General features: G+C 31.4%; 22 protein-coding genes. All 22 read left to right on the forward strand.

From position 1 onward, the window contains the following. The first annotated feature begins 113 nt into the window (after positions 1–113). The 22 genes from rimP (at position 114) to Q2T46_RS00700 (ending at position 20,479) form a co-directional block, all read left to right on the forward strand. Positions 114–569, forward strand: coding sequence for a ribosome maturation factor RimP (gene rimP / locus Q2T46_RS00595; RefSeq protein WP_303264705.1), 456 nt, complete (start codon positions 114–116; stop codon positions 567–569). An 18-nt stretch (positions 570–587) separates the two neighbouring features. Then, entirely contained in the window at positions 588–1,625 is a 1,038-nt protein-coding gene (gene nusA, locus Q2T46_RS00600; RefSeq protein ID WP_303264704.1) for a transcription termination factor NusA, read from the forward strand. 16 nt (positions 1,626–1,641) lie between these two features. Next, complete coding sequence (gene rnpM, locus Q2T46_RS00605) at positions 1,642–1,911, forward strand: RNase P modulator RnpM (RefSeq protein WP_013297892.1); 270 nt, start codon at positions 1,642–1,644, stop codon at positions 1,909–1,911. Then, complete coding sequence (locus tag Q2T46_RS00610; protein ID WP_303264703.1) at positions 1,904–2,224, forward strand: ribosomal L7Ae/L30e/S12e/Gadd45 family protein; 321 nt, start codon at positions 1,904–1,906, stop codon at positions 2,222–2,224. Before rnpM ends, Q2T46_RS00610 begins: the two co-directional genes overlap by 8 nt. Further along, entirely contained in the window at positions 2,211–4,271 is a 2,061-nt protein-coding gene (infB, locus tag Q2T46_RS00615; RefSeq protein WP_303264702.1) for a translation initiation factor IF-2, read from the forward strand. The genes Q2T46_RS00610 and infB overlap by 14 nt, the downstream gene beginning before the upstream one ends. A gap of 14 nt (positions 4,272–4,285) precedes the next feature. Further along, positions 4,286–4,645: a 30S ribosome-binding factor RbfA gene (gene rbfA, locus Q2T46_RS00620; protein ID WP_303264701.1), complete on the forward strand. Its 360-nt coding sequence runs from the start codon at positions 4,286–4,288 to the stop codon at positions 4,643–4,645. After that, on the forward strand, positions 4,642–5,595 hold the full coding sequence (locus tag Q2T46_RS00625; protein ID WP_303264700.1) for a bifunctional oligoribonuclease/PAP phosphatase NrnA: 954 nt from the start codon (positions 4,642–4,644) through the stop codon (positions 5,593–5,595). The genes rbfA and Q2T46_RS00625 overlap by 4 nt, the downstream gene beginning before the upstream one ends. 6 nt (positions 5,596–5,601) lie before the next feature. Continuing rightward, the gene (truB, locus tag Q2T46_RS00630) at positions 5,602–6,471 is read left to right on the forward strand and encodes a tRNA pseudouridine(55) synthase TruB (protein WP_303264699.1); all 870 of its coding nucleotides are present in this window, start codon (positions 5,602–5,604) and stop codon (positions 6,469–6,471) included. Continuing rightward, positions 6,472–7,404, forward strand: a complete 933-nt coding sequence (locus Q2T46_RS00635; RefSeq protein ID WP_303264698.1) for a bifunctional riboflavin kinase/FAD synthetase — start codon at positions 6,472–6,474, stop codon at positions 7,402–7,404. It begins immediately after the preceding gene. A gap of 100 nt (positions 7,405–7,504) precedes the next feature. Beyond that, positions 7,505–7,771, forward strand: coding sequence for a 30S ribosomal protein S15 (gene rpsO, locus Q2T46_RS00640; protein ID WP_399388663.1), 267 nt, complete (start codon positions 7,505–7,507; stop codon positions 7,769–7,771). 78 nt (positions 7,772–7,849) lie between these two features. After that, positions 7,850–9,952, forward strand: a complete 2,103-nt coding sequence (locus tag Q2T46_RS00645) for a polyribonucleotide nucleotidyltransferase (RefSeq protein WP_303264697.1) — start codon at positions 7,850–7,852, stop codon at positions 9,950–9,952. Between the two features lie 107 nt (positions 9,953–10,059). After that, entirely contained in the window at positions 10,060–10,764 is a 705-nt protein-coding gene (locus Q2T46_RS00650) for a polysaccharide deacetylase family protein (protein ID WP_311062287.1), read from the forward strand. A gap of 20 nt (positions 10,765–10,784) precedes the next feature. Beyond that, positions 10,785–12,026 carry a pitrilysin family protein gene (locus Q2T46_RS00655; protein ID WP_303264695.1) on the forward strand — a complete coding sequence of 414 codons (1,242 nt, stop codon included), beginning with the start codon at positions 10,785–10,787 and terminating at the stop codon, positions 12,024–12,026. Further along, positions 12,014–12,475 (forward strand): dUTP diphosphatase, encoded by a 462-nt coding sequence (gene dut / locus Q2T46_RS00660; RefSeq protein WP_311062288.1) that lies wholly within the window; start codon positions 12,014–12,016, stop codon positions 12,473–12,475. Before Q2T46_RS00655 ends, dut begins: the two co-directional genes overlap by 13 nt. A 19-nt stretch (positions 12,476–12,494) precedes the next feature. Next, positions 12,495–12,752, forward strand: coding sequence for a YlmC/YmxH family sporulation protein (locus Q2T46_RS00665; RefSeq protein ID WP_303264693.1), 258 nt, complete (start codon positions 12,495–12,497; stop codon positions 12,750–12,752). A gap of 77 nt (positions 12,753–12,829) precedes the next feature. Next, positions 12,830–14,065: an aspartate kinase gene (gene dapG, locus Q2T46_RS00670; RefSeq protein ID WP_303264692.1), complete on the forward strand. Its 1,236-nt coding sequence runs from the start codon at positions 12,830–12,832 to the stop codon at positions 14,063–14,065. Positions 14,066–14,116: 51 nt separating this feature from the next. Continuing rightward, positions 14,117–14,818, forward strand: a complete 702-nt coding sequence (locus tag Q2T46_RS00675; RefSeq protein WP_013297878.1) for a ClpP family protease — start codon at positions 14,117–14,119, stop codon at positions 14,816–14,818. A 6-nt stretch (positions 14,819–14,824) separates the two neighbouring features. Next, on the forward strand, positions 14,825–15,037 hold the full coding sequence (locus tag Q2T46_RS00680; RefSeq protein WP_015311604.1) for a YlzJ-like family protein: 213 nt from the start codon (positions 14,825–14,827) through the stop codon (positions 15,035–15,037). A gap of 91 nt (positions 15,038–15,128) precedes the next feature. Continuing rightward, positions 15,129–17,294: a DNA translocase FtsK gene (locus Q2T46_RS00685; protein WP_303264691.1), complete on the forward strand. Its 2,166-nt coding sequence runs from the start codon at positions 15,129–15,131 to the stop codon at positions 17,292–17,294. An 80-nt stretch (positions 17,295–17,374) separates the two neighbouring features. Next, positions 17,375–18,688, forward strand: a complete 1,314-nt coding sequence (gene rimO / locus Q2T46_RS00690; RefSeq protein ID WP_303264690.1) for a 30S ribosomal protein S12 methylthiotransferase RimO — start codon at positions 17,375–17,377, stop codon at positions 18,686–18,688. Continuing rightward, a complete protein-coding gene (pgsA, locus tag Q2T46_RS00695; protein ID WP_303264689.1) occupies positions 18,685–19,221 on the forward strand; it encodes a CDP-diacylglycerol--glycerol-3-phosphate 3-phosphatidyltransferase in 537 nt (178 codons plus the stop codon). Before rimO ends, pgsA begins: the two co-directional genes overlap by 4 nt. A 13-nt stretch (positions 19,222–19,234) precedes the next feature. Next, positions 19,235–20,479, forward strand: a complete 1,245-nt coding sequence (locus Q2T46_RS00700; RefSeq protein ID WP_303264688.1) for a competence/damage-inducible protein A — start codon at positions 19,235–19,237, stop codon at positions 20,477–20,479. Positions 20,480–20,502 lie beyond the last annotated feature (23 nt).

Here is a 20,502-nt window from a genome sequence, read left to right on the forward strand (position 1 = left end):
TTATGGCAAAATAGAAATTAAACTTAAGAGTGGGATTTCCCACTCTTTCGTATTATATAATTGTATTTTTTACACAAAATTAATTAAGGATATAAGATAAGGAGGTAATTAGATTGTCGAAAATTGAAGAGCTGACAAGAAATCTTGTTGCTCCTGCTATAGAGAAAAACAATTTTGAATTGGTTGATGTTGAATACAAAAAGGAAGGTAACAATTGGTATTTAAGAGTTTATATAGATAAGGATGGGGGAGTTAGTTTAGACGACTGTCAAATAATTAGTGAGTATCTTAGTGAAAAGCTTGATGAAGTGGATCCAATAGAAAATAGCTACATACTTGAAGTATCATCACCTGGTATAGATAGACCATTAAAGACCCAGAGAGATTTTGATAAATTTAAAGGCAGTTTAGTTGAAGTTTCATTATATCAGCCAATAGATAAAAAGAAAAAGTATGAAGGGGAGCTTGTGGGATTAATTAATGACAAAGTAGTAATAACAGATAATGGTGAAAGAAGAGAGTTTGATATTAAAGATATAAGTTTAGTTAAGCCTGTAATTAAATTTTGAATTGAAGGAGGGAGATTAATGAATAGTGAATTTATTGAGGCACTTGATCAAATTTGTAAAGATAAAGGTATCCCTAAAGACACGATGTTTGAAGCAATCGAAGCTGCTTTAGTTTCAGCATATAAAAAAAATTATGGAACTGCTCAGAATGTAAAAGTAAAAATGGACAGAGAAACTGGCGATGTTAAAGTTTATGCACAAAAAACTGTTGTTGAGAATGTTTATAATGATTTACTCGAAATAAGTTTAGAAGATGCTCAAAAGTTAAGTAAAAAATATCAAGTTGGTGATGTCGTTGATATCGAAGTTACACCAAAATCTTTTGGCAGAATAGCAGCTCAAAATGCGAAACAAGTTGTTGTTCAGAGAATAAGAGAAGCAGAACGTGGCATAGTATATGAAGATTTCTTGAGTAAAGAATCAGAGATTGTAACTGGAATAGTAGAAAGAATTGAAAGAAAAAACGTACTGGTGGATTTAGGGAAAGCCGAAGCGACATTGACACCGAATGAACAGATACCAAATGAGACTTATAATCATGGAGACAGAATAAAAGTTTATATAGTCGAAGTAAAAAAGACAACAAAAGGGCCACAAATACTGATTTCTCGTTCACATCCTGGCCTTGTAAAAAGACTTTTTGAAATGGAAGTGCCAGAATTACAGCAAGGAATTGTGGAAATACGCAGTATATCAAGAGAACCAGGTTCAAGAACCAAAATGGCTGTATACACGAAAGATGAGAATGTAGATCCAGTGGGTTCTTGTGTTGGATATAAAGGTGCTAGGGTACAAGCGGTTGTAAATGAGTTGAAAGGTGAAAAAATAGATATTGTAAAGTGGAGCTCAAAACCACAAGAATTTGTGACTAATGCTTTGAGTCCGGCAAAAGTTTTAAGTATAGATATTGATGAAAAAGAAAAAATAGCCAGAGTTGTTGTTCCCGATTATCAGCTTTCTCTTGCGATTGGCAAAGAGGGACAGAATGTAAGACTGGCTGCTAAATTAACAGGATGGAAAATTGATATAACAAGTGAATCTGCGTCCAAATCTTAATGTCGGGGTGGTGAATATGAAGGCAAAAAAAATTCCTATGCGAATGTGCCTTGGTTGTCAAGAGATGAAACCAAAAAAAGAACTATTGAGAATAGTCAAAAAAGCTCATAGCAATGATATCCAAGTTGATCTTACAGGAAAGATGTCAGGAAGAGGTTGCTATATATGTAAAAACATTGATTGTCTTGAAAAGGCTTTAAAGTCAAAAAAAATAGAAAGAGCATTAGAAACTTCGCTGACTGAAGATATTATTGAGCAAATGAGAAAAGAGGTTTCAAATGAATAAATTTTATTCAATGTTGGGATTGTGCAGAAAGGCTGGCAAGTTATTAGCTGGAAGTTTTGGAGTTGAAAAAGGTGTTGTCAATTTAAAGGTTTGTTTAGTTGTAATATCTGCAGATGCTTCCGATAACACAAAGAAAAAATTTATAAATTTATGTAATAGCAAGAATATTCCCTATTTAATAGTAGGAAATAAAGAAGATATAGGGAAAAGTATAGGGAAAGGTGATACAGCAGTAATTGGCATTACAGATGTTAATCTATCCAACAAATTAATAATTGAAGCAGAGGAGGTTCTAACTAATGGAGGTGAATAAAATGTCAAAAACTAGAGTTTATGAATTAGCGAAAGAATTAAAATTAACTAGTAAAGAATTGATATCAAAGCTTAATGACTTAGACATTAATGTAAAAAACCATATGAGTACTTTAGAAGACGATGAAGTAAGTTTAGTAATAGATTTGTTAACCGAAAAGGAAGAAACAGAAACAGATGATTTATTAGATGAATATGAAGAAATCAATGAAAAACCTTCAAAAAAATCTACAAAGAAACAGAAGAAATCTGATAGCAAAAAAGCTAAAGAAAGTAACATGAATGTACAGCAGAATGATACGGTTAAGATAATATCAATACCTGCCTTTATTACTGTTAAAGAGCTATCTGAAAAAATGAAAATAAACCCATCAGACATCATTAAAAAATTAATATCAAGAGGAATAATGGTGACAATAAATCAACAAATAGATTACGAAAATGCATCACAAATTGCTGAAGAATATGGCTTTTTACTAGAAAAAAAAGAAGATAACGAAGATAATCTTGAGATTATAGATAAAGAAGACGATGAAAAAGATCTACTTCCTAGACCACCTGTTATAACAGTTATGGGACATGTAGATCATGGAAAAACCTCTTTATTGGATGCGATCAGGAAAACAAATGTTACTCAGCGTGAGGCAGGTGGAATAACGCAGCATATTGGTGCATCTGTAGTAGAAATAAATGGAAAAAAAGTTGTGTTTTTAGATACACCTGGACATGAAGCATTTACAGCAATGAGAGCAAGAGGCGCTAGTGTTACAGATATTGCAGTGCTAGTTGTTGCTGCAGATGATGGTGTAATGCCTCAAACGATAGAAGCAATCAATCATGCAAAAGCTGCTAATGTTCCTATAATTGTTGCAATAAACAAAATAGACAAACCGAATGCAAATCCAGACAGAGTAAAACAAGAATTAGTTGAACATGGCTTAGTACCTGAAGATTGGGGTGGCAATACAATCTGTGTCAATGTTTCAGCACAGAAAAATATAGGACTTGACGATTTATTGGAAATGATATTATTAGAAGCGGAAATGTTAGAGTTAAAAGCTAATCCAAATAGGCCAGCTAGAGGGACTATAATAGAAGCACAACTTGATAAAAATAGAGGTCCTATTGCTACAGTTTTAGTCCAAAAAGGAACCCTTAAGACAGGAGATGTAATAATCGCTGGAACAGCTTATGGCAAAGTAAGAGCCATGTTTGATGATAAAGGGAGAAAAGTAAAAAAAGCAACACCGTCAATTCCTGTTGAGGTTTTGGGTTTATCAGATGTTCCAAAAGCAGGTGACATACTAGTAGTATTGGATGATGAGAAAAAAGCTCGGTCAATTGCAGAAAAACGCAAAGAAAAGTACAGAGAAGAAGAAATAATGCAAAAGCAAAAAATATCACTTGATGAATTGTTTAATCAAATAAAAGAGGGTAATGTCAAAGAACTTAATATTATTCTAAAAGCTGATGTTCAGGGTTCTGTGGAGGCCTTAAAAAATTCTATTGAGCAATTAAGCAATGATGATGTAAGACTTAGAGTTATTCATGGAGCAGTAGGAGCTATTACTGAAACAGATGTTATGTTTGCTTCTGCTTCTAATGCTATAATAATAGGTTTCAATGTAAGACCTGACAGTAAAGCTAAATCTCTGGCTGAAAAAGAAAAAGTCGATATAAGGCTCTATAGAATAATTTATGACGCTATAGATGATTTAAAAGCAGCAATGAAAGGTATGCTAGAGCCAGAATTCAGGGAGAAAGAGTTAGGCAAAGCTGAAGTTAGAGCTGTATTTAGAGTTCCTAATGTAGGAAATGTGGCAGGATGTTACGTTATAGAGGGAAAAATAATTCGAAATGCAAATATAAGAGTTGTAAGAGATGGCATAGTGATTTTCGAAGGAAAGATATCTTCTCTGAAGAGGTTTAAAGACGATGTAAAAGAAGTACAGTCTGGATTTGAATGTGGAATTGGCATAGAAAGATTTAATGATATTAAAGAAGGTGATGTGCTTGAAGCATATCAGATGGAAGAAATACCCCGCTGAAAGGATGAATAAAAATGCAGTACAGAAGTGGACGATTATCGGAGGAAATAAAAAAAGAAGTAAGTAAAATGATCTTTGAAGAAATAAAAGACCCTAGAATCAGTAATATGACAAGTATAACGGATATTGAAGTTACAAAAGATTTAAGATATGCAAAAGTTTATATTAGCGTTTACGGCAATGATGATGAGAAAAAAAGTACTTTAGAAGGGTTAAAGAACGCAACAGGTTTTATAAGGCATGAACTCGGCAAAAGAATTAAATTAAAATATATTCCTGAATTGATATTTGAAATAGATAACTCGATAGAATATGGCGCACACATTTCAAAGATATTGAAAGACTTAAATAAACAAGAGAGTGAAGACAAATGATTTTAAATGACATATTAGATTCCATAAATGAAGCGAAAGAAATAGTTGCCGTAACACATGTATCACCAGATGGCGATGGCATTGGATGTATTACTGCCTTATATAAAGCAATGAAGAAATTGAATAAGGATATATCTATATTCATCGATGATGTTGTACCTGATATTTATAAGTTCATACCGTATACAGATAAAATCACAAGACCCATCAATAAAAAGGCAGACTTACTAATAGCAGTAGATTGTGCAGATGCTGAGAGAATGGGAAGTGGAAGAGAATTATTAAAAGTAGTTCCTAAATCAATAAATATAGATCATCATGTGTCAAATACTTTGTACGCTAATATGAATTATGTCGATACAAATGCAGCTTCATCAGCAGAGATTGTTTATCAGTTAATAAAAATACTAGGTATTGATTTAGATCAAGAAATAGCAGAAAGTTTATATGTAGGCGTTGTTACAGACACAGGAAATTTTATGTATAGTTCAACAACATCATTTACTCATGAAGTTGCTGGTGATTTAATAAATAACGGGGTTTCTGTAAGCAAAATTTCTGATATAATTTTTCACAACATAAAATACAGCAAACTAAAATTAATAAGCAAAGCTATAGATAAATTGGAACTTTATTTTAACAAAAAAGTCGCATATATGGAATTAAAAAAAGAAGATTTTATAGAAACGGGAACAAATATCTCAGATGTTGAAAATATCATCAATTTCGGAAGAGATATAGATGGTGTAGAAGTTGCGGTTATGTTAGTAGAGAAAGATGGTTTGGTAAAGGGAAGTTTAAGGTCAAAAAGTTATGTAGATGTAAATAAAGTTGCTAAAGAATTTAACGGTGGTGGACACGTTAGAGCATCGGGATTTTTAAAAAATAGCAGTATAAATGAAGTAAAAAATAAAGTCTTAGAATTAATAAAAAATGAGCTAAATGAGTGATATTATATGGATGGATTTTTAAATGTATTAAAACCACCTGGTATGACGTCGCATGATGTTGTATCTTTTTTGAGGAAAAAATTTAATATAAAAAAGATAGGACATCTTGGGACACTTGACCCAGGAGCAGCTGGCGTCTTGCCTATATGTATTGGAAAAGCGACTAAATTATCCCAGTATGTAGTATCACAAAGCAAGACTTACAGGGCAGAGATAACTTTTGGATTTTCAACAGACAGTATTGACAAGTTTGGAAACATAACAGAAGTAACACCTGTAAAAATTTTTACCATTGATAGAATACAAGAGGTTCTAACGAAATTTAAAGGTGATATTTTACAGGTACCACCTATTTATTCTGCAAAAAAAATCAATGGAAAAAAACTTTATGAATATGCGAGAGAAGGCAAAAATATTGAAATTAAAGCTTCGCCAATAACCATATATGATATAAAGCTTGTATCATATGATATACCATACAGAATAATGTTTGATGTAAAGTGCTCAAAAGGCACATATATAAGAGCTCTTGTAAGAGATGTTTGTGATAAACTTAATATCGCAGGATATATGTCTATGCTGGTTAGAATAAATGTTGGGCCATTTTCTCTAGAAAATTCATATACATTAGAAGATATTAAGACTGATAAATACAAAATGATTGAAATGAGTAATATTTTGCCATTTCCAGATATTCACCTTAATAATCTTGACTACAAAAAAATAATACATGGAAACCCGATAGAAAACAATTATTTAGACGTGCATTCTAATTTTGTTAAACTGTATAATCCAGATAATTTGTTTATTGGTATTGGCAAAGTAGGTAGTTCTAAGATATATGTTGAAAGATTATTATTTGGAGCTGATGACTAATTGGTAATACTCGATGAATATAACATAAAAAAGTATAATGATAAAAAGGTGATCGCTCTTGGAAATTTTGATGGAATTCATCTTGGACATCAAGAATTAATAAAAAAAGCCATTGAATTATCTAAGATTAACAATATGTCAAGCTCTGTTTTTACGTTCAGACAGCATACAATGAAGACGATACGTAAAAAAAATTTCCCTAAACTTTTAATAACTAATAGAAAAAAATTAGAGGAATTCTCTAAGTTTATGCTCGATTATGTCATAATTTTTGACTTTAATAAAGATTTTTCATTACTACCGCCTGAAAATTTTATTAAGGATATTCTCATCGACAAATTAAATATGAAAATTGCTATAGTAGGGGAAAATTATAGATTTGGTTATAAAGCCAGTGGTGATATTCAATTGCTTAAGAGTTTTTCTAAAATTTATAATTACATAGTTGAAGTCATTGAACCTGTAAAGTTGAATGAAATCATAATTAGCAGCAGTTATATACGCTCTTTGATTCAAGAAGGTAAAATTGAAGAAGCCAACAAGTGTCTTGGAAGATATTTCAGCTTAGAAGGTTATGTCATTAGCGGGAGAAAAGTAGGGAGAAAGCTAGGATTTCCAACTGCAAATATAAGTATTGATAGAGATTATATCATTCCTTTAAATGGTGTATATCTAACAAGAGTAAAAATACTTAATAAATATTTTTTAGGTATAACGAACGTTGGTATTAATCCTACTTTTAATGTCAATAACTTGTCTGTAGAAACATACATAGTAGATTTTAATGAAAATATTTATGGTATGTTTATAGAAGTTGAATTTATTAAGCGCATACGGGATGAAATAAAATTTAATAGTGAAGAAGAACTCATAGAACAGATGAAAAAAGATTATGTATTTGCAAAATCTCATAAATATATTTTACATAATTAAATTTTTATGATAAAATTATATCCGTAATTACCATAGCTTTGATATACGTTCACCGGCGTTATCAATGCTATTTGGCGAATTTAAAAGCGGAGGTGAAATCATGTTAGACAAAGAAAGAAAAAATGAAATTATTGCACAAAACAGAATTCATGAGAAAGATACTGGTTCTCCAGAAGTTCAGATTGCATTACTTACTGAGAGAATTAATTCTTTGAATGAACATTTAAAGGTTCATAAAAAAGATCATCATTCAAGACGTGGCTTGCTTAAGATGGTTGGTCAAAGAAGAGGATTATTAAATTATCTAATGAAGAAGGATATGGACAGGTACCGTGCCATCGTTGAAAAGTTAGATTTAAGAAAATAGAGCGGGTAACCTCGCTCTTTTTTCTGTATTAAAGCTTTTGTTTATGAAAAAATATATTAAGGATGAAAGGAGGATAATATGGAAAGAAATTTCGAACTTGATCTTGCTGGGAAAAAATTAATAGTCCAAACTGGAAAACTGGCACAACTAGCTAATGGTAGTGCACTTGTCAGATATGGTGATACTGTGGTATTAGTGACGGCTTGCGCTTCAAAAGAGCCAAGGGAAGGCATTGATTTTTTCCCGTTAAGTGTTGATTATGAAGAGAGGCTGTATTCTGTAGGTAAAATACCAGGAGGTTTTATTAAACGAGAAGGTAAACCTACAGAAAAAGCTATTTTAACATCAAGACTAATAGACAGACCTATAAGGCCATTGTTTCCTCATGGTTATAGAAATGATGTACAAGTTATTGCTACTGTTTTATCTGTTGATCCTGATGTACAGCCAGAAATTGTTGCTATGATAGGGTCGTCGGTTGCATTATCTATATCAGACATTCCGTTTAATGGCCCTACGGGTTCAGTGTCAGTAGCACTAGTTGACGGAAAATTTATAATTAATCCTGATTTGGCTACAAGGGAAAAAAGCGATCTTCATTTGACTGTTTCTGGTACAAAAGACGCTATTATGATGGTTGAAGCAGGTGCTAATGAAGTTCCTGAGGAAGTAATGTTAGATGCAATTATGTACGCTCATGAGTACATAAAGAAAATAGTAGAGTTTATAGAAGGTATTGTAAAAGAAGTAGGACTTCCTAAAGCGGAGGTAACTATACATGAAATAGACAGTAATTTAGAACATCTTGTAAGAGAATTTGCAACAGAAAAAATATATAATGCACTTAGGACAGAGGAAAAAAAGGAAAGAAATGATAACATAGACAAAGTAGAAGAAGAAGTACTAGAGCATTTTAAAGATGAGTATCCAGACAACCTTGCTGATATCGATGAGGTCCTATACACAATCACAAAAGAACAAATGCGAAAAATGATCACTGAAGAAAAAATAAGAGTAGATGGAAGAGGACTTGATGATATAAGGCCTATAACTTGCGATGTGGGAGTTTTGCCTAGGACACATGGTTCAGCAGTCTTTACTCGTGGACAAACACAGGTGATGACAGTCGCAACATTAGGACCGCTTGGAGATATACAAATATTAGATGGCTTAGGTGATGAAGAATCCAAGCGATATATGCATCATTATAATTTTCCTCCTTATAGTGTTGGTGAAACAAGACCATTAAGAGGGCCCGGAAGAAGAGAAATTGGACATGGTGCGTTAGCAGAAAGAGCACTGGAGCCTATGATACCATCCGAAGAAGAGTTTCCATATACAATAAGATTAGTATCGGAGGTGCTAAGTTCAAACGGCTCTACTTCTCAAGCAAGTGTATGCGGAAGTACGTTGGCACTTATGGATGCTGGTGTCCCGATTAAAGCACCTGTTGCAGGTGTTGCTATGGGACTTATTAAAGAGGGTGAAACTGTATCGATTCTGACAGACATACAAGGAATAGAAGATTTTCTTGGTGACATGGATTTTAAAGTGGCTGGTACCGAAAAAGGAATAACAGCAATTCAAATGGATATAAAAATTGCTGGTATTGATCGCAACATTCTATCAGCAGCACTAGAAAAAGCACGAAAAGGTAGACTTTTTATTTTGAATAAAATGTTAGAAACAATAAAAGAACCTAGAAAAGAATTATCTCCTTATGCTCCAAGAATAATTAGCTTAAATGTAGACCCTGAAAAAATAAGAGATATAATTGGAGCCGGTGGTAAAACAATAAATAAAATAATTGCAGATACGGGTGTTAAAATAGACATAGAAGATGATGGACGAGTGTTTATATCATCAACTGACTTAAAAGCTGGCGAAAAAGCCAAAATGATCATTGAAGCAATAACAAAAAATGTAGAAGTTGGTGCAATATATTTAGGAAAGGTTACTAGAATTGCTTCATTTGGTGCATTTGTCGAGATTGCACCCGGTAAAGAAGGATTAGTGCATATTTCAAAACTAGATAAAAAACATGTAAATAAAGTTGAAGATGTTGTAAACATAGGAGATGAAATTTTAGTAAAAGTAACTGAGATTGATAAACAAGGACGAATAAATTTATCAAGGAAAGATGCTTTGCCAGACGAATCTAAAAATGACAAGGAAGTGTAAAATGCATAAACCACTTATGGTTTATGTTTTTTATTTAATAAAAATGTAATATATGTTAACACCATCTAATAAAATTTAGTAAGAAAATAGATAAGGTGGTGTTAGCATTGAAAATATATTATATAAAATACCCTAAAAAATCTATTTTATTGATTTTAGTAATAATTATTGCAATAATTTTACTAGGCATATTAATAAATCATTCTATAGCTACATTTAACACAAATGATCCTATATATAGAGGAGATGCCAACGAAAAAAAGATAGCTTTTGCGTGTAACGTAGCATGGGGAAATGAATATATTCCGAAAATGTTAGAAATTTTTAAAGAAAATAATATAAAAATAACTTTTTTCTTTGAAGGGCAATGGGTAGAAAAGAATCCAGAAATAGTTAAACAGATTTCAAAAGAAGGCCACGAAATTGCAAGTCATGGATATACCCATGTTAAATATACGCAGTGGAGCAAGGAAAAATATGCAGAAGATATTACAAGGGCTGGAGATGTGCTTAAAAAAATAACTGGTGTTAAACCCAATCTTTTTGCTCCACCATACGGCGATTTTAACGATGACGTTGTAAAAACCGCCGAAAATTTGGGATATAAAGTTATTCTTTGGAGTCTTGATACCATTGATTGGAGTAACCCAGGAGTTAACAATATTATCGACAGAGTTGTAAAAAAAGCACATAATGGAGCAATAGTATTAATGCATCCCACGAAAGGAACGGTAGAAGCGTTACCTACTATTATAAATGATTTAAAGGAGAAAGGTTATGTAATTACTAACGTTTCAAATATTTTAAAATAATCTAATCGAGGAGGTAGTAAATGTACATACAAAAGAAGATTAATGATATAGACGTAGTAGCTTATAGAATGCCATACGTAAGTTCAGTCTATATAGGAATATGGCTGAAAGTAGGTTCACGGCATGAAAAAAAAGAACAAAATGGTATATCTCATTTTATCGAGCACATGGTGTTTAAAGGCTCAAAAAGAAGAAGTGCTAAAGACATAGCAGAAGAAATTGATAACATTGGAGGACAGCTAAACGGATTTACAGGAAAAGAAAGTACTTGCTTTTATGTAAAAGTATATAAGTCATACGTAGAAAAAGCAATTGATGTACTTTTTGACATGGTATTTAATCCTTTTTTCAAAGATGACGATATAGAAAAGGAAAAGAAAGTAGTTATCGAAGAAATAAATATGAATAATGATTCTCCAGAAGATCTTGCATATGATATGCTGTCAAGCCTTGTTTGGAATGGCAATTCATTATCATATCCGGTTCTTGGAACAGAAGATACTGTAAAATCTTTTGATAAAGACATGTTAATAAAATATTATAAAAACAATTATATAAAAGAAAATATTGTCATTTCTATTGCTGGAAATTTTGATGATTCAATATTTGATTCTATTGCCGAAAAAACAGCAGAAGTAATTTCTTCAAAGACAGAGATATTTTTAGAGAAACCTAACTGGAACAAAGGAATTATATTAAAAAGCAAAGAATATGAGCAGATAAATATATGTATAAGTATGCCTAGTATAAAATATTCATTTGAAAATATATATTCTTTATCTATTATTAGCAATGCATTTGGAGGTGGTATGAGCTCTAGACTATTTCAAAAAATTCGCGAAGAAAAAGGGCTTGTATATTCAATATATTCATATCCTTCTACATATATTGATACTGGAGCATTTACAATATTCGCTAGTACATCAATCGAAAATTTAAAGACAGTATATGAAATAATTAGTGATGAAATATACAGCGTAAAAGAAAATGGTTTTTCAGAAGATGAAATCGACAAATTTAAAGAACAACTAAAAATAAGTATTTTAATGGATATGGATAGCATCAGCAGCAGAATGTCTGTAATGGGAAAGTCACTTCTTTTTCTGAGGAAAATTTACACTGTTGATGATATAATAAATAAAATAAAGTCTATTGAATATGAAGATGTAAATAATCTTGCAAAAAAAATATTTAATATAGATCAGTTAGGAATTTCTGTAGTAGGAAATGTAAATAAAAAACAGATAGGATGGTTAAATTGAACAACAAAATAGTACTTAAAATAAAAAAAACCAATGATGCTCTAGATTTGCCTCTGCCAAAATACATGAGCAGTGGTGCTGCAGGCATGGACCTGTATGCAAAAGTTAAAGAAGATGTAATAATAAAACCAGGCGAAATTAAATTGATTGAAACAGGTATAATGATACAATTACCCGAAGGATATGAGGCACAAATTCGTCCAAGAAGTGGACTTGCGCTAAAAAATGGTATAACAATGTTAAACTCACCAGGCACCATTGATTCCGATTATAGAGGTGAAATTAAATTAATAATCATTAATTTAGGAAAATCAGACTTTATCGTCAAAAGAGGTCTTAGAATTGCACAAATGATTATAAACAAAGTAGAAACACCCGAGATACTAGAAGTATCCGAATTGGATGATACTAAAAGAGGTGAAAATGGTTTTGGTCATACAGGTCTATAATTTTAAGGGGGAGGGTAAAATGCGGTTAAGTGAATTTGGTAATAAAGAAATCGTCAATTTAAATGACGGCAAAAGACTTGGCTTGATAGAAGATTCAGATCTTATAATAGATGAAAATACAGGGGAAATAAATTCAATTATTGTATACGAATCAAAAGGCTCTCTTTTCAGAAGCAAGCCTAATTACGTAGAAATACCTTGGGAATACATTAAAAAAATAGGCAACGATATGATAATTGTCGAAGTTGAACTCGATAAGATGAGAAAATTTTCATGATTGTTAATAAACGAAAATGTACTTTTCTTTATTAACACAATAAAGTATAATATTATTAAAATGATTTTTTATTTGGCATGACATATAATGAAAGGGTGGTTAATACGAACATCTTAGTTCAAAAATTTGGAGGCACATCAGTATCAACAGCTGAAAGAAGAAATATGGCAGTTTCAAAAGTAGGAGATGCTATTGAACAAGGATTTATGCCTGTTGTCGTAGTATCAGCTATCGGAAGAAGTGGAGATCCTTATGCAACTGATACATTGATTAACTTTGCAAAATCCATATATAAGGATATGCCAAAAAGAGAACTTGACATATTAATGTCCTGTGGTGAAATCATTTCAAGTGTAATTTTTGCCAATACATTAATGAGCAAAGGCTATAAATCAAAAGTTTTTACTGGAGGACAAGCAGGAATCATTACAGATAATAATTTCGGAGATGCAGAAATAATTAGAGTAGAGCCGCAGTACATTCTTGATGCTTTAAATCAAAATATAATTCCTGTTGTGGCCGGTTTTCAAGGAATAACAGTAGATGGTGATGTGACAACATTAGGTAGAGGTGGCAGCGATACGACTGCTGCACTGCTGGGGGAAGCATTGAAGGCATATGCTGTTGAAATTTATACAGATGTAGATGGCATTATGACTGCAGATCCTAGAATCGTATCTAATGCACATATACTAAAGCGAATAAGCTATAATGAAGTTTTTCAACTAGCAGAACAAGGCGCTAAAGTTATACATCCACGCGCAGTAGAAATCGCAATGAGAGGCAATATACCGTTAATAATAAAAAATACAATGAGTGATAGCCCTGGAACCATAATTACTCAATATAACAATGTTTATAATAATATTTATGAATCTGATAATCTTGTTACAGGAATAGCAAATATGAATAACAGAGTTCAAATTATTATGGATTTAGATAAAGATGATAAAGATATATTTGGGAAGATTGCAGAAGCAAAAATCAGCATTGACTTAATAAATGTCTTTCCTGACAAAAAAATATTTACTATTTCTGAGTTTGATTTAACAAAATTAGAACAGTTATTAAATGAAAATCAAATAAAATACGAAAAAAGAAAAAATTGCAGTAAAGTTTCAATAATTGGCAACAGAATACGTGGTGTGCCAGGTGTCATGGCAAGAATAATAAAATCATTATCTGAAAATGGTATTGAAATTTATCAAACGTCTGACTCTCATAACACTATATCGTGCCTTGTAAGTCAAGATAAAGCAGATAAAGCTGTTAAAGTTTTGCACGATGAATTTAAGCTAGAAAATTACAATTAGCGCATAATATGCGCTAATTTTTTTATACTAAATTTATAGGAGCGTGATAAAATGGATACATTTAAAAATGATGACTTGCCTCCACAAACGAATACAGCAGTACAACAGAACATACAGAGTTTTGGACAAACAAATTTACCAAACTTCGAAAGTAGCATACATTGTCTTACAATAATTGGTCAAATTGAAGGGCACCTTATTTTGCCACCCCAAAATAAAACAACAAAATACGAACATATAATTCCACAGTTGGTAGCTATCGAAGAAAATCCTCAAATAAAAGGCCTTTTGATACTCTTAAATACAGTGGGCGGTGATGTTGAAGCAGGATTAGCAATAGCGGAAATGATATCTAGCTTATCGAAACCAACAGTATCAATTGTATTGGGTGGTGGACATAGTATAGGAGTGCCTCTAGCAGTGTCGTCTAATTATTCTTTTATAGTGCCAAGTGCAACAATGACGATCCATCCTATAAGGATGACAGGATTAGTAATAGGTGTACCTCAAACATTTGACTATTTCAATAAAATGCAGGACAGAATAGTTGAATTTGTGATAAGAAATTCAAGAATTAAAAGAGACGCTTTTATGAATCTTATGCTAAAAATAGGAGAATTAGCAAACGATGTGGGCACCATTTTAGTAGGTAAGGAAGCTGTAGATTATGGCCTAATCGATGAAGTTGGAGGTGTTTCTGAAGCAATAAATAAACTTCAACAGTTGATTAAAGAAAAAGAAAATAAAAGGTGATATGTAATGTTATATACAATAATACCATATGAGCTTATATTTGAACATCGCGATAATATAAAAGATAATATTATCGAAACAAATATAGAAGGAAAAATGTTTCTTTTAGAAAAAGAAGAAAACAGATATAAAATTATAAGATTATATTCAACAAATCCGAATGATTATTTAGAAACTAAATATATGCCAGGAAATACAATTGATTTTAAAAAAATATAAATTATGCTATAATAGATGTGTTTAACACATCTATTTTTTTGATAAAAAGGATTCTAATGAAAAATGTAGAATTAATTATTGGGTGATAATAATGAAAGTAAAAGCAAAAAACAATTTTCGTGATGAAATACTTGGTATAATATTTTTAACTTTTTCAATTATTTCATTAATTAGCCTTTATTCAGATACGACTGGTATTGTTGGTAAAGAAATAGTAATTTTGTTAAAAAGTTTATTTGGTATTGGAGCATATGCCTTATCTCTATTAATTTTTATATATGCATTATTTCTTTTATTTAAAAGTAAAGACTTTTTAGATTATAAGAAAATTATTTATCTATTAATTATATTTTTATGTTTTATAAGTATAGCTCAAATATATTTGTATCATGATATTGGACTTTTTAAAAATTATGTAATCGAAAGCGTAAAATATGGCAATAAAAACTCAGGTGGTGGTGCGATTGCTGCTATTATTGTATTTGTACTTATCAAGTTTTTAGGAATCGTAGGAAGTTGGTTACTATTAATCGCCACAGCAATTATTTGCGGTATAATTCTTACAGATATCTCTTTCATTGAAGCTATAAAATCAGCATATAAATACATATTTAAATTGATAGACTTATATAAAAGCAAAAAAGAGGTATTAAAAATAGAAAATAAAGACAATATGCCAACTACAATAGAAAAGGAGCCTATAAGTAAAAGGGAAAGAAAAAAAATAAAACATGGTAAGGAAGAAGAATTAAAAATTATCCAACCAGTTTTTGAAGAAAAAGAAGAAAAAGTAAATCAGATAGAAAATGATATTCAATCAATAAAAAAGGGAAATGAGGAAAAAGCAAATGATAATTATATTTATCCTCCTATAACTTTGTTGAAAGAAGGTACACCACAACAAAAACTTAATAATAATTTAATAATAGAAAACGCTAGAAAATTAGAGCAAACTCTGAAAAACTTTGCTATTGATGCAAAAGTAGTTCAGGTCAGCAGAGGACCAGCTATTACAAGATTCGAAATACAGCCAAGTCCTGGTGTTAAAGTTAGTAGAATAGTTAGTTTAACTGACGATATTGCATTAAGCCTTGCGGCACCATCTGTAAGGATTGAAGCGCCAATTCCGGGTAAATCTGCTGTTGGCATTGAAGTACCAAACGAAAAGATATCGGTTGTAACCCTCCGAGAAGTTCTTGATACGAAAAAGTTTAGAGATAGCAAATCAGATTTAACAATAGCATTAGGCAAAGATATCACTGGAAATATAATTGTTGCTGATCTATCTAAAATGCCACATTTATTAATAGCTGGTGCTACAGGTTCAGGAAAAAGTGTCTGTATAAATACATTGATTGTAAGCCTCTTATTTAAAGCTTCTCCCGACAAAGTGAAGATGATATTAATAGATCCAAAAGTTGTCGAATTAAATATATATAATGGGATTCCACATTTACTTACGCCTGTTGTTACTGATCCTAAAAAAGCTGCAGGTGTTCTTAACTGGGCTGTCAATGAAATGACAGAAAGGTATAAAACTTTTGCAGAAAACAATGTTAGAGATATTGATGGATATAATAAAATACATAGCGTCAATGCAATGCCTAAAATAGTCGTTATTGTTGATGAATTGTCAGATCTTATGATGGTATCACCTGCCGAAGTAGAAGAATACATATGCAGATTAGCACAAATGGCAAGAGCTGCTGGTATATATTTAGTGATTGCAACACAGAGACCTTCAGTAGATGTAATAACAGGTGTCATAAAGGCCAATATACCATCACGAATATCATTTGCAGTTACATCTCAAATAGATTCGCGAACCATATTGGATATGGCAGGTGCAGAAAAATTGCTAGGGAAAGGTGATATGCTGTACTATCCGATTGGTGAATCAAAACCAATACGCGTTCAAGGTGCTTTTATATCTGATAAAGAGGTAGAGGATATAGTAAACTTTTTAAAAACAAATACATCAGAGCCAAAATATGAAGAAATATTTGTTGAGCCTAAAAATTCATTAAATAAAGATATAGAAGAAGATGAATTAATGAACGATGCAATTAATGTTATTATAGAAACCGGACAAGCTTCTATATCAATGTTGCAAAGAAGGCTTCGTATAGGGTATGCCAGAGCAGCTAGAATAATTGATCAAATGGAACAAAAGGGAATTATAAGCGGTTATGATGGTTCCAAACCAAGGCAAATATTGCTTTCAGAAGAGGAAATAAAAAAGATAACGGGTAGATAACATTCTTTACAATATAATTTATATAGTATATACTTTTCTTTGTAAATAAAGAAGAATTAATTAAATGAAAGGAGTTTTAAATGGTAAATGTCGGAATAATATCACTGGGTTGTGCAAAAAACACAGTTGATTCTGAAAAAATGCTTGGAATAATAAAAGAAAAAGGATATAACATTGTAAATAACGAAAATGATGCCGATGTATTGATTATAAACACTTGCGGATTTATTGAAAGTGCTAAGCGTGAATCAATTAATTATATAATTGAAATGGGTAAGCTTAAAGAAAAAAGATTAAAATCTTTAATAGCAGCTGGTTGTTTATCTGAAAGATATAAAGAAGAACTTCTAAGCAATTTACCAGAATTAGATGCTGTTATAGGAACTGGTGATTTTCTAAAAATATATGAAATAATCGAAAGTACTTTAAATGGCAAGCGTGTTTTAGAATATGGCCATGCTGATAAATTAGATGATGCAAACTCACCGAGAATGTTAAGTACTCCAAAACATTATGGTTATTTGAAGATTGCAGAAGGGTGTAATAATAAATGTTCTTTTTGTATAATACCAAAGCTTAGAGGTCATTATAGAAGTGTTAAAATTGAGGATTTAGTTAATGAAGCGAAAATAATGGCTAAAAATGGTGTAAGAGAATTAATTTTGATTGCACAAGATACAACAAAATATGGCATTGATATATATAAGAAATTTATGTTACCAACTTTATTGAGAGAATTGTCTAAAATAGATGAAATAAAATGGATAAGAATTTTATATGCTTATCCAGACAGCATAACTGATGAACTAATAGAAGAAATCAGAACAAATAGTAAATTACTGAAATATATTGATATGCCATTGCAACATTCAAATAATAATGTTCTTAAACGGATGAAAAGAAATACACAAAAAGAAAAAATTGAAGAAATAATAGACAAACTTCGTACTATTTCTGGGATGGTAATAAGGACAACATTTATAGTTGGATTTCCAGGTGAGACAGATGCTGAATTCGATGATTTGAAAGACTTTATCAAAGAAAAGAAATTTAATAAATTGGGTGTATTTACGTATTCTAGAGAGGAAGATACTGAAGCGTATGATATGCCAGATCAAGTTCCAGAAAAGATAAAGCAAAAACGGTACAACGAAATAATGCTTTTACAAAGAAATATATCTTTGAATAATAATAAGAGCTTAATAGGTACTGAATTAGAAATTGTTGTAGAGGGTTATAAAGACGGTTTATATTATGGTAGAAGTTATATTGACGCACCCGATATTGACGGGGTTACTTTTGTCAAGGCAGATAGAAAATTAAATATTGGCGATTTTGTCAAAGTTAGAATCTCCAAAGCGTTTGATTATGATTTAATGGGGGAGTTGTTGTGAACATAGCAAATAAAATTACTATAGCAAGACTGGTGTTGGTTCCTTTTTTTATAATTGTTATGCTATCTGGTATTAAATACGGCAACATAATATCAGCAGTTTTATTTGCGATTGCTTCCTTAACGGACAAACTAGATGGATATATAGCAAGAAAGTACAATCAAATAACTAATCTAGGTAAGTTTATGGATCCCCTTGTCGATAAAATTATGGTTTCTTCGGCTTTAATTGTTTTAATTCAGCTTGGTCGTATTCAAAGTTGGATTGTGATAATTATTTTATCTAGAGAGTTTATAATAACAGGATTAAGAGCAATAGGTGCCGATAAAGGCGTGGTAATTGCAGCTAGTAACCTTGGAAAATACAAGACTACATTTCAAATAATAGCAATTATTTCTCTAATGTTAAATAATTACCCATTTGAATATATCTTTTTTCCGTTTTCTACTGTAGCAATATATCTTGCATTATTTTTGACAGTATATTCGGGCATAGATTATATCATAAAATGTAGAAACATAATATTGGAATAAGAAGGTGTTATTGTTGAAATGTGAGATAATATCTGTCGGTACAGAGCTTCTTCTTGGGCAAATAGCAAATACAGATGCAAAATTTTTATCCGAAAAGTTAACCTCATTGGGAATTGATGTCTACTTTCAAACCAATGTAGGTGATAATAAAAATAGGCTTTTAGAATGTCTAAAAATTGCTTCAAATCGCTCTGATATCATAATATTAACTGGTGGTTTAGGTCCAACAATGGATGATTTAACTAAAGAAACGGTGGCAGAATTTTTTGAACTTAAACTTATTGAAGACGCAGATACAAAATTAAAGATTGAAGCGTATTTTAAAAAATCAATGAGGAAAATGACGCAAAATAATTACAAGCAAGCTTTATTTCCAGAAGGTTCTAAAATTTTGTCAAATGACAATGGTACAGCACCAGGATGTATTTTTGAAAAAAACGGCAAAAAAGTTGTGATATTGCCTGGACCTCCTTCAGAATTGATACCTATGTTTAATAATTATGTTTACCCGTTCCTAAAGTCATTAAGCAACGACATTATTGTTTCTAGGGTAATAAAAATATTTGGCATAGGAGAATCACAAGTTGAGACGATGGTAAGCGATATATTGTTATCAAAAAACCCAACTGTTGCGCCACTTATTAGAAATGGTTTTGTTACATTAAGAATAACTGCCAAGTCTGATGATGTTCAAAAGGCCAAAAAAATGATTGATGACATTGAAACAAGTTTGAGAAAAATTTTTGGTGAATATATTTTTGGTGTAGATGATGATACTATGGAATCAATAGTTCTTAATTTGCTGAAAGACAAAGGATTTACGCTTTCTACGGCTGAATCATGCACAGGTGGATTGTTATCAGAAAAAATTACAAGCGTACCAGGTGCTTCTGAAGTCTTTAAATTTGGCGCAATAACATACAGTAACGAATCAAAAGAAAATATTTTGGAAGTTTCGAGCGAGATTATCAGACGACATGGTGCTGTAAGTGAAGAGACGGCAAGAGAAATGGCTATGAACGTAAAAAATATTTCAAAAACAGACTACGGACTATCTATTACAGGAATAGCTGGCCCAAGTGGAGGTACGATTGAGAAACCTGTTGGATTAGTATATATTGGACTTGCATACAAAGATGAAGTATACGTAAAAAAATTAATTTCAAATGGTAATAGAGATAAAGTAAGATTAAATTCTGCAATGCATGCACTTGACATGTTGAGAAGACATTTGACTGGATTAAAAATTGACTATTAAATTTTCCTAATATATAATTGAAT

The sequence above is a fragment of the Thermoanaerobacterium sp. CMT5567-10 genome, assembly GCF_030534315.2.
GTDB lineage: Bacteria > Bacillota > Thermoanaerobacteria > Thermoanaerobacterales > Thermoanaerobacteraceae > Thermoanaerobacterium.

What these genes read in the sequence shown, in the direction of transcription:
- Q2T46_RS00685 (WP_303264691.1), top strand. Translation starts at nt 15,129, where the DNA reads ATGAAAGTAAAAGCAAAAAACAATTTTCGTGATGAAATACTTGGTATA.
- Q2T46_RS00645 (WP_303264697.1), top strand. Translation starts at nt 7,850, where the DNA reads ATGGAAAGAAATTTCGAACTTGATCTTGCTGGGAAAAAATTAATAGTC.
- Q2T46_RS00665 (WP_303264693.1), top strand. Translation starts at nt 12,495, where the DNA reads ATGCGGTTAAGTGAATTTGGTAATAAAGAAATCGTCAATTTAAATGAC.
- rnpM (WP_013297892.1), top strand. Translation starts at nt 1,642, where the DNA reads ATGAAGGCAAAAAAAATTCCTATGCGAATGTGCCTTGGTTGTCAAGAG.
- dut (WP_311062288.1), top strand. Translation starts at nt 12,014, where the DNA reads ATGGTTAAATTGAACAACAAAATAGTACTTAAAATAAAAAAAACCAAT.
- Q2T46_RS00675 (WP_013297878.1), top strand. Translation starts at nt 14,117, where the DNA reads ATGGATACATTTAAAAATGATGACTTGCCTCCACAAACGAATACAGCA.
- rimO (WP_303264690.1), top strand. Translation starts at nt 17,375, where the DNA reads ATGGTAAATGTCGGAATAATATCACTGGGTTGTGCAAAAAACACAGTT.
- Q2T46_RS00655 (WP_303264695.1), top strand. Translation starts at nt 10,785, where the DNA reads ATGTACATACAAAAGAAGATTAATGATATAGACGTAGTAGCTTATAGA.
- dapG (WP_303264692.1), top strand. Translation starts at nt 12,830, where the DNA reads ATGACATATAATGAAAGGGTGGTTAATACGAACATCTTAGTTCAAAAA.
- Q2T46_RS00625 (WP_303264700.1), top strand. Translation starts at nt 4,642, where the DNA reads ATGATTTTAAATGACATATTAGATTCCATAAATGAAGCGAAAGAAATA.
- Q2T46_RS00610 (WP_303264703.1), top strand. Translation starts at nt 1,904, where the DNA reads ATGAATAAATTTTATTCAATGTTGGGATTGTGCAGAAAGGCTGGCAAG.
- truB (WP_303264699.1), top strand. Translation starts at nt 5,602, where the DNA reads ATGGATGGATTTTTAAATGTATTAAAACCACCTGGTATGACGTCGCAT.
- rpsO (WP_399388663.1), top strand. Translation starts at nt 7,505, where the DNA reads ATGTTAGACAAAGAAAGAAAAAATGAAATTATTGCACAAAACAGAATT.
- Q2T46_RS00680 (WP_015311604.1), top strand. Translation starts at nt 14,825, where the DNA reads ATGTTATATACAATAATACCATATGAGCTTATATTTGAACATCGCGAT.
- infB (WP_303264702.1), top strand. Translation starts at nt 2,211, where the DNA reads ATGGAGGTGAATAAAATGTCAAAAACTAGAGTTTATGAATTAGCGAAA.
- nusA (WP_303264704.1), top strand. Translation starts at nt 588, where the DNA reads ATGAATAGTGAATTTATTGAGGCACTTGATCAAATTTGTAAAGATAAA.
- rbfA (WP_303264701.1), top strand. Translation starts at nt 4,286, where the DNA reads ATGCAGTACAGAAGTGGACGATTATCGGAGGAAATAAAAAAAGAAGTA.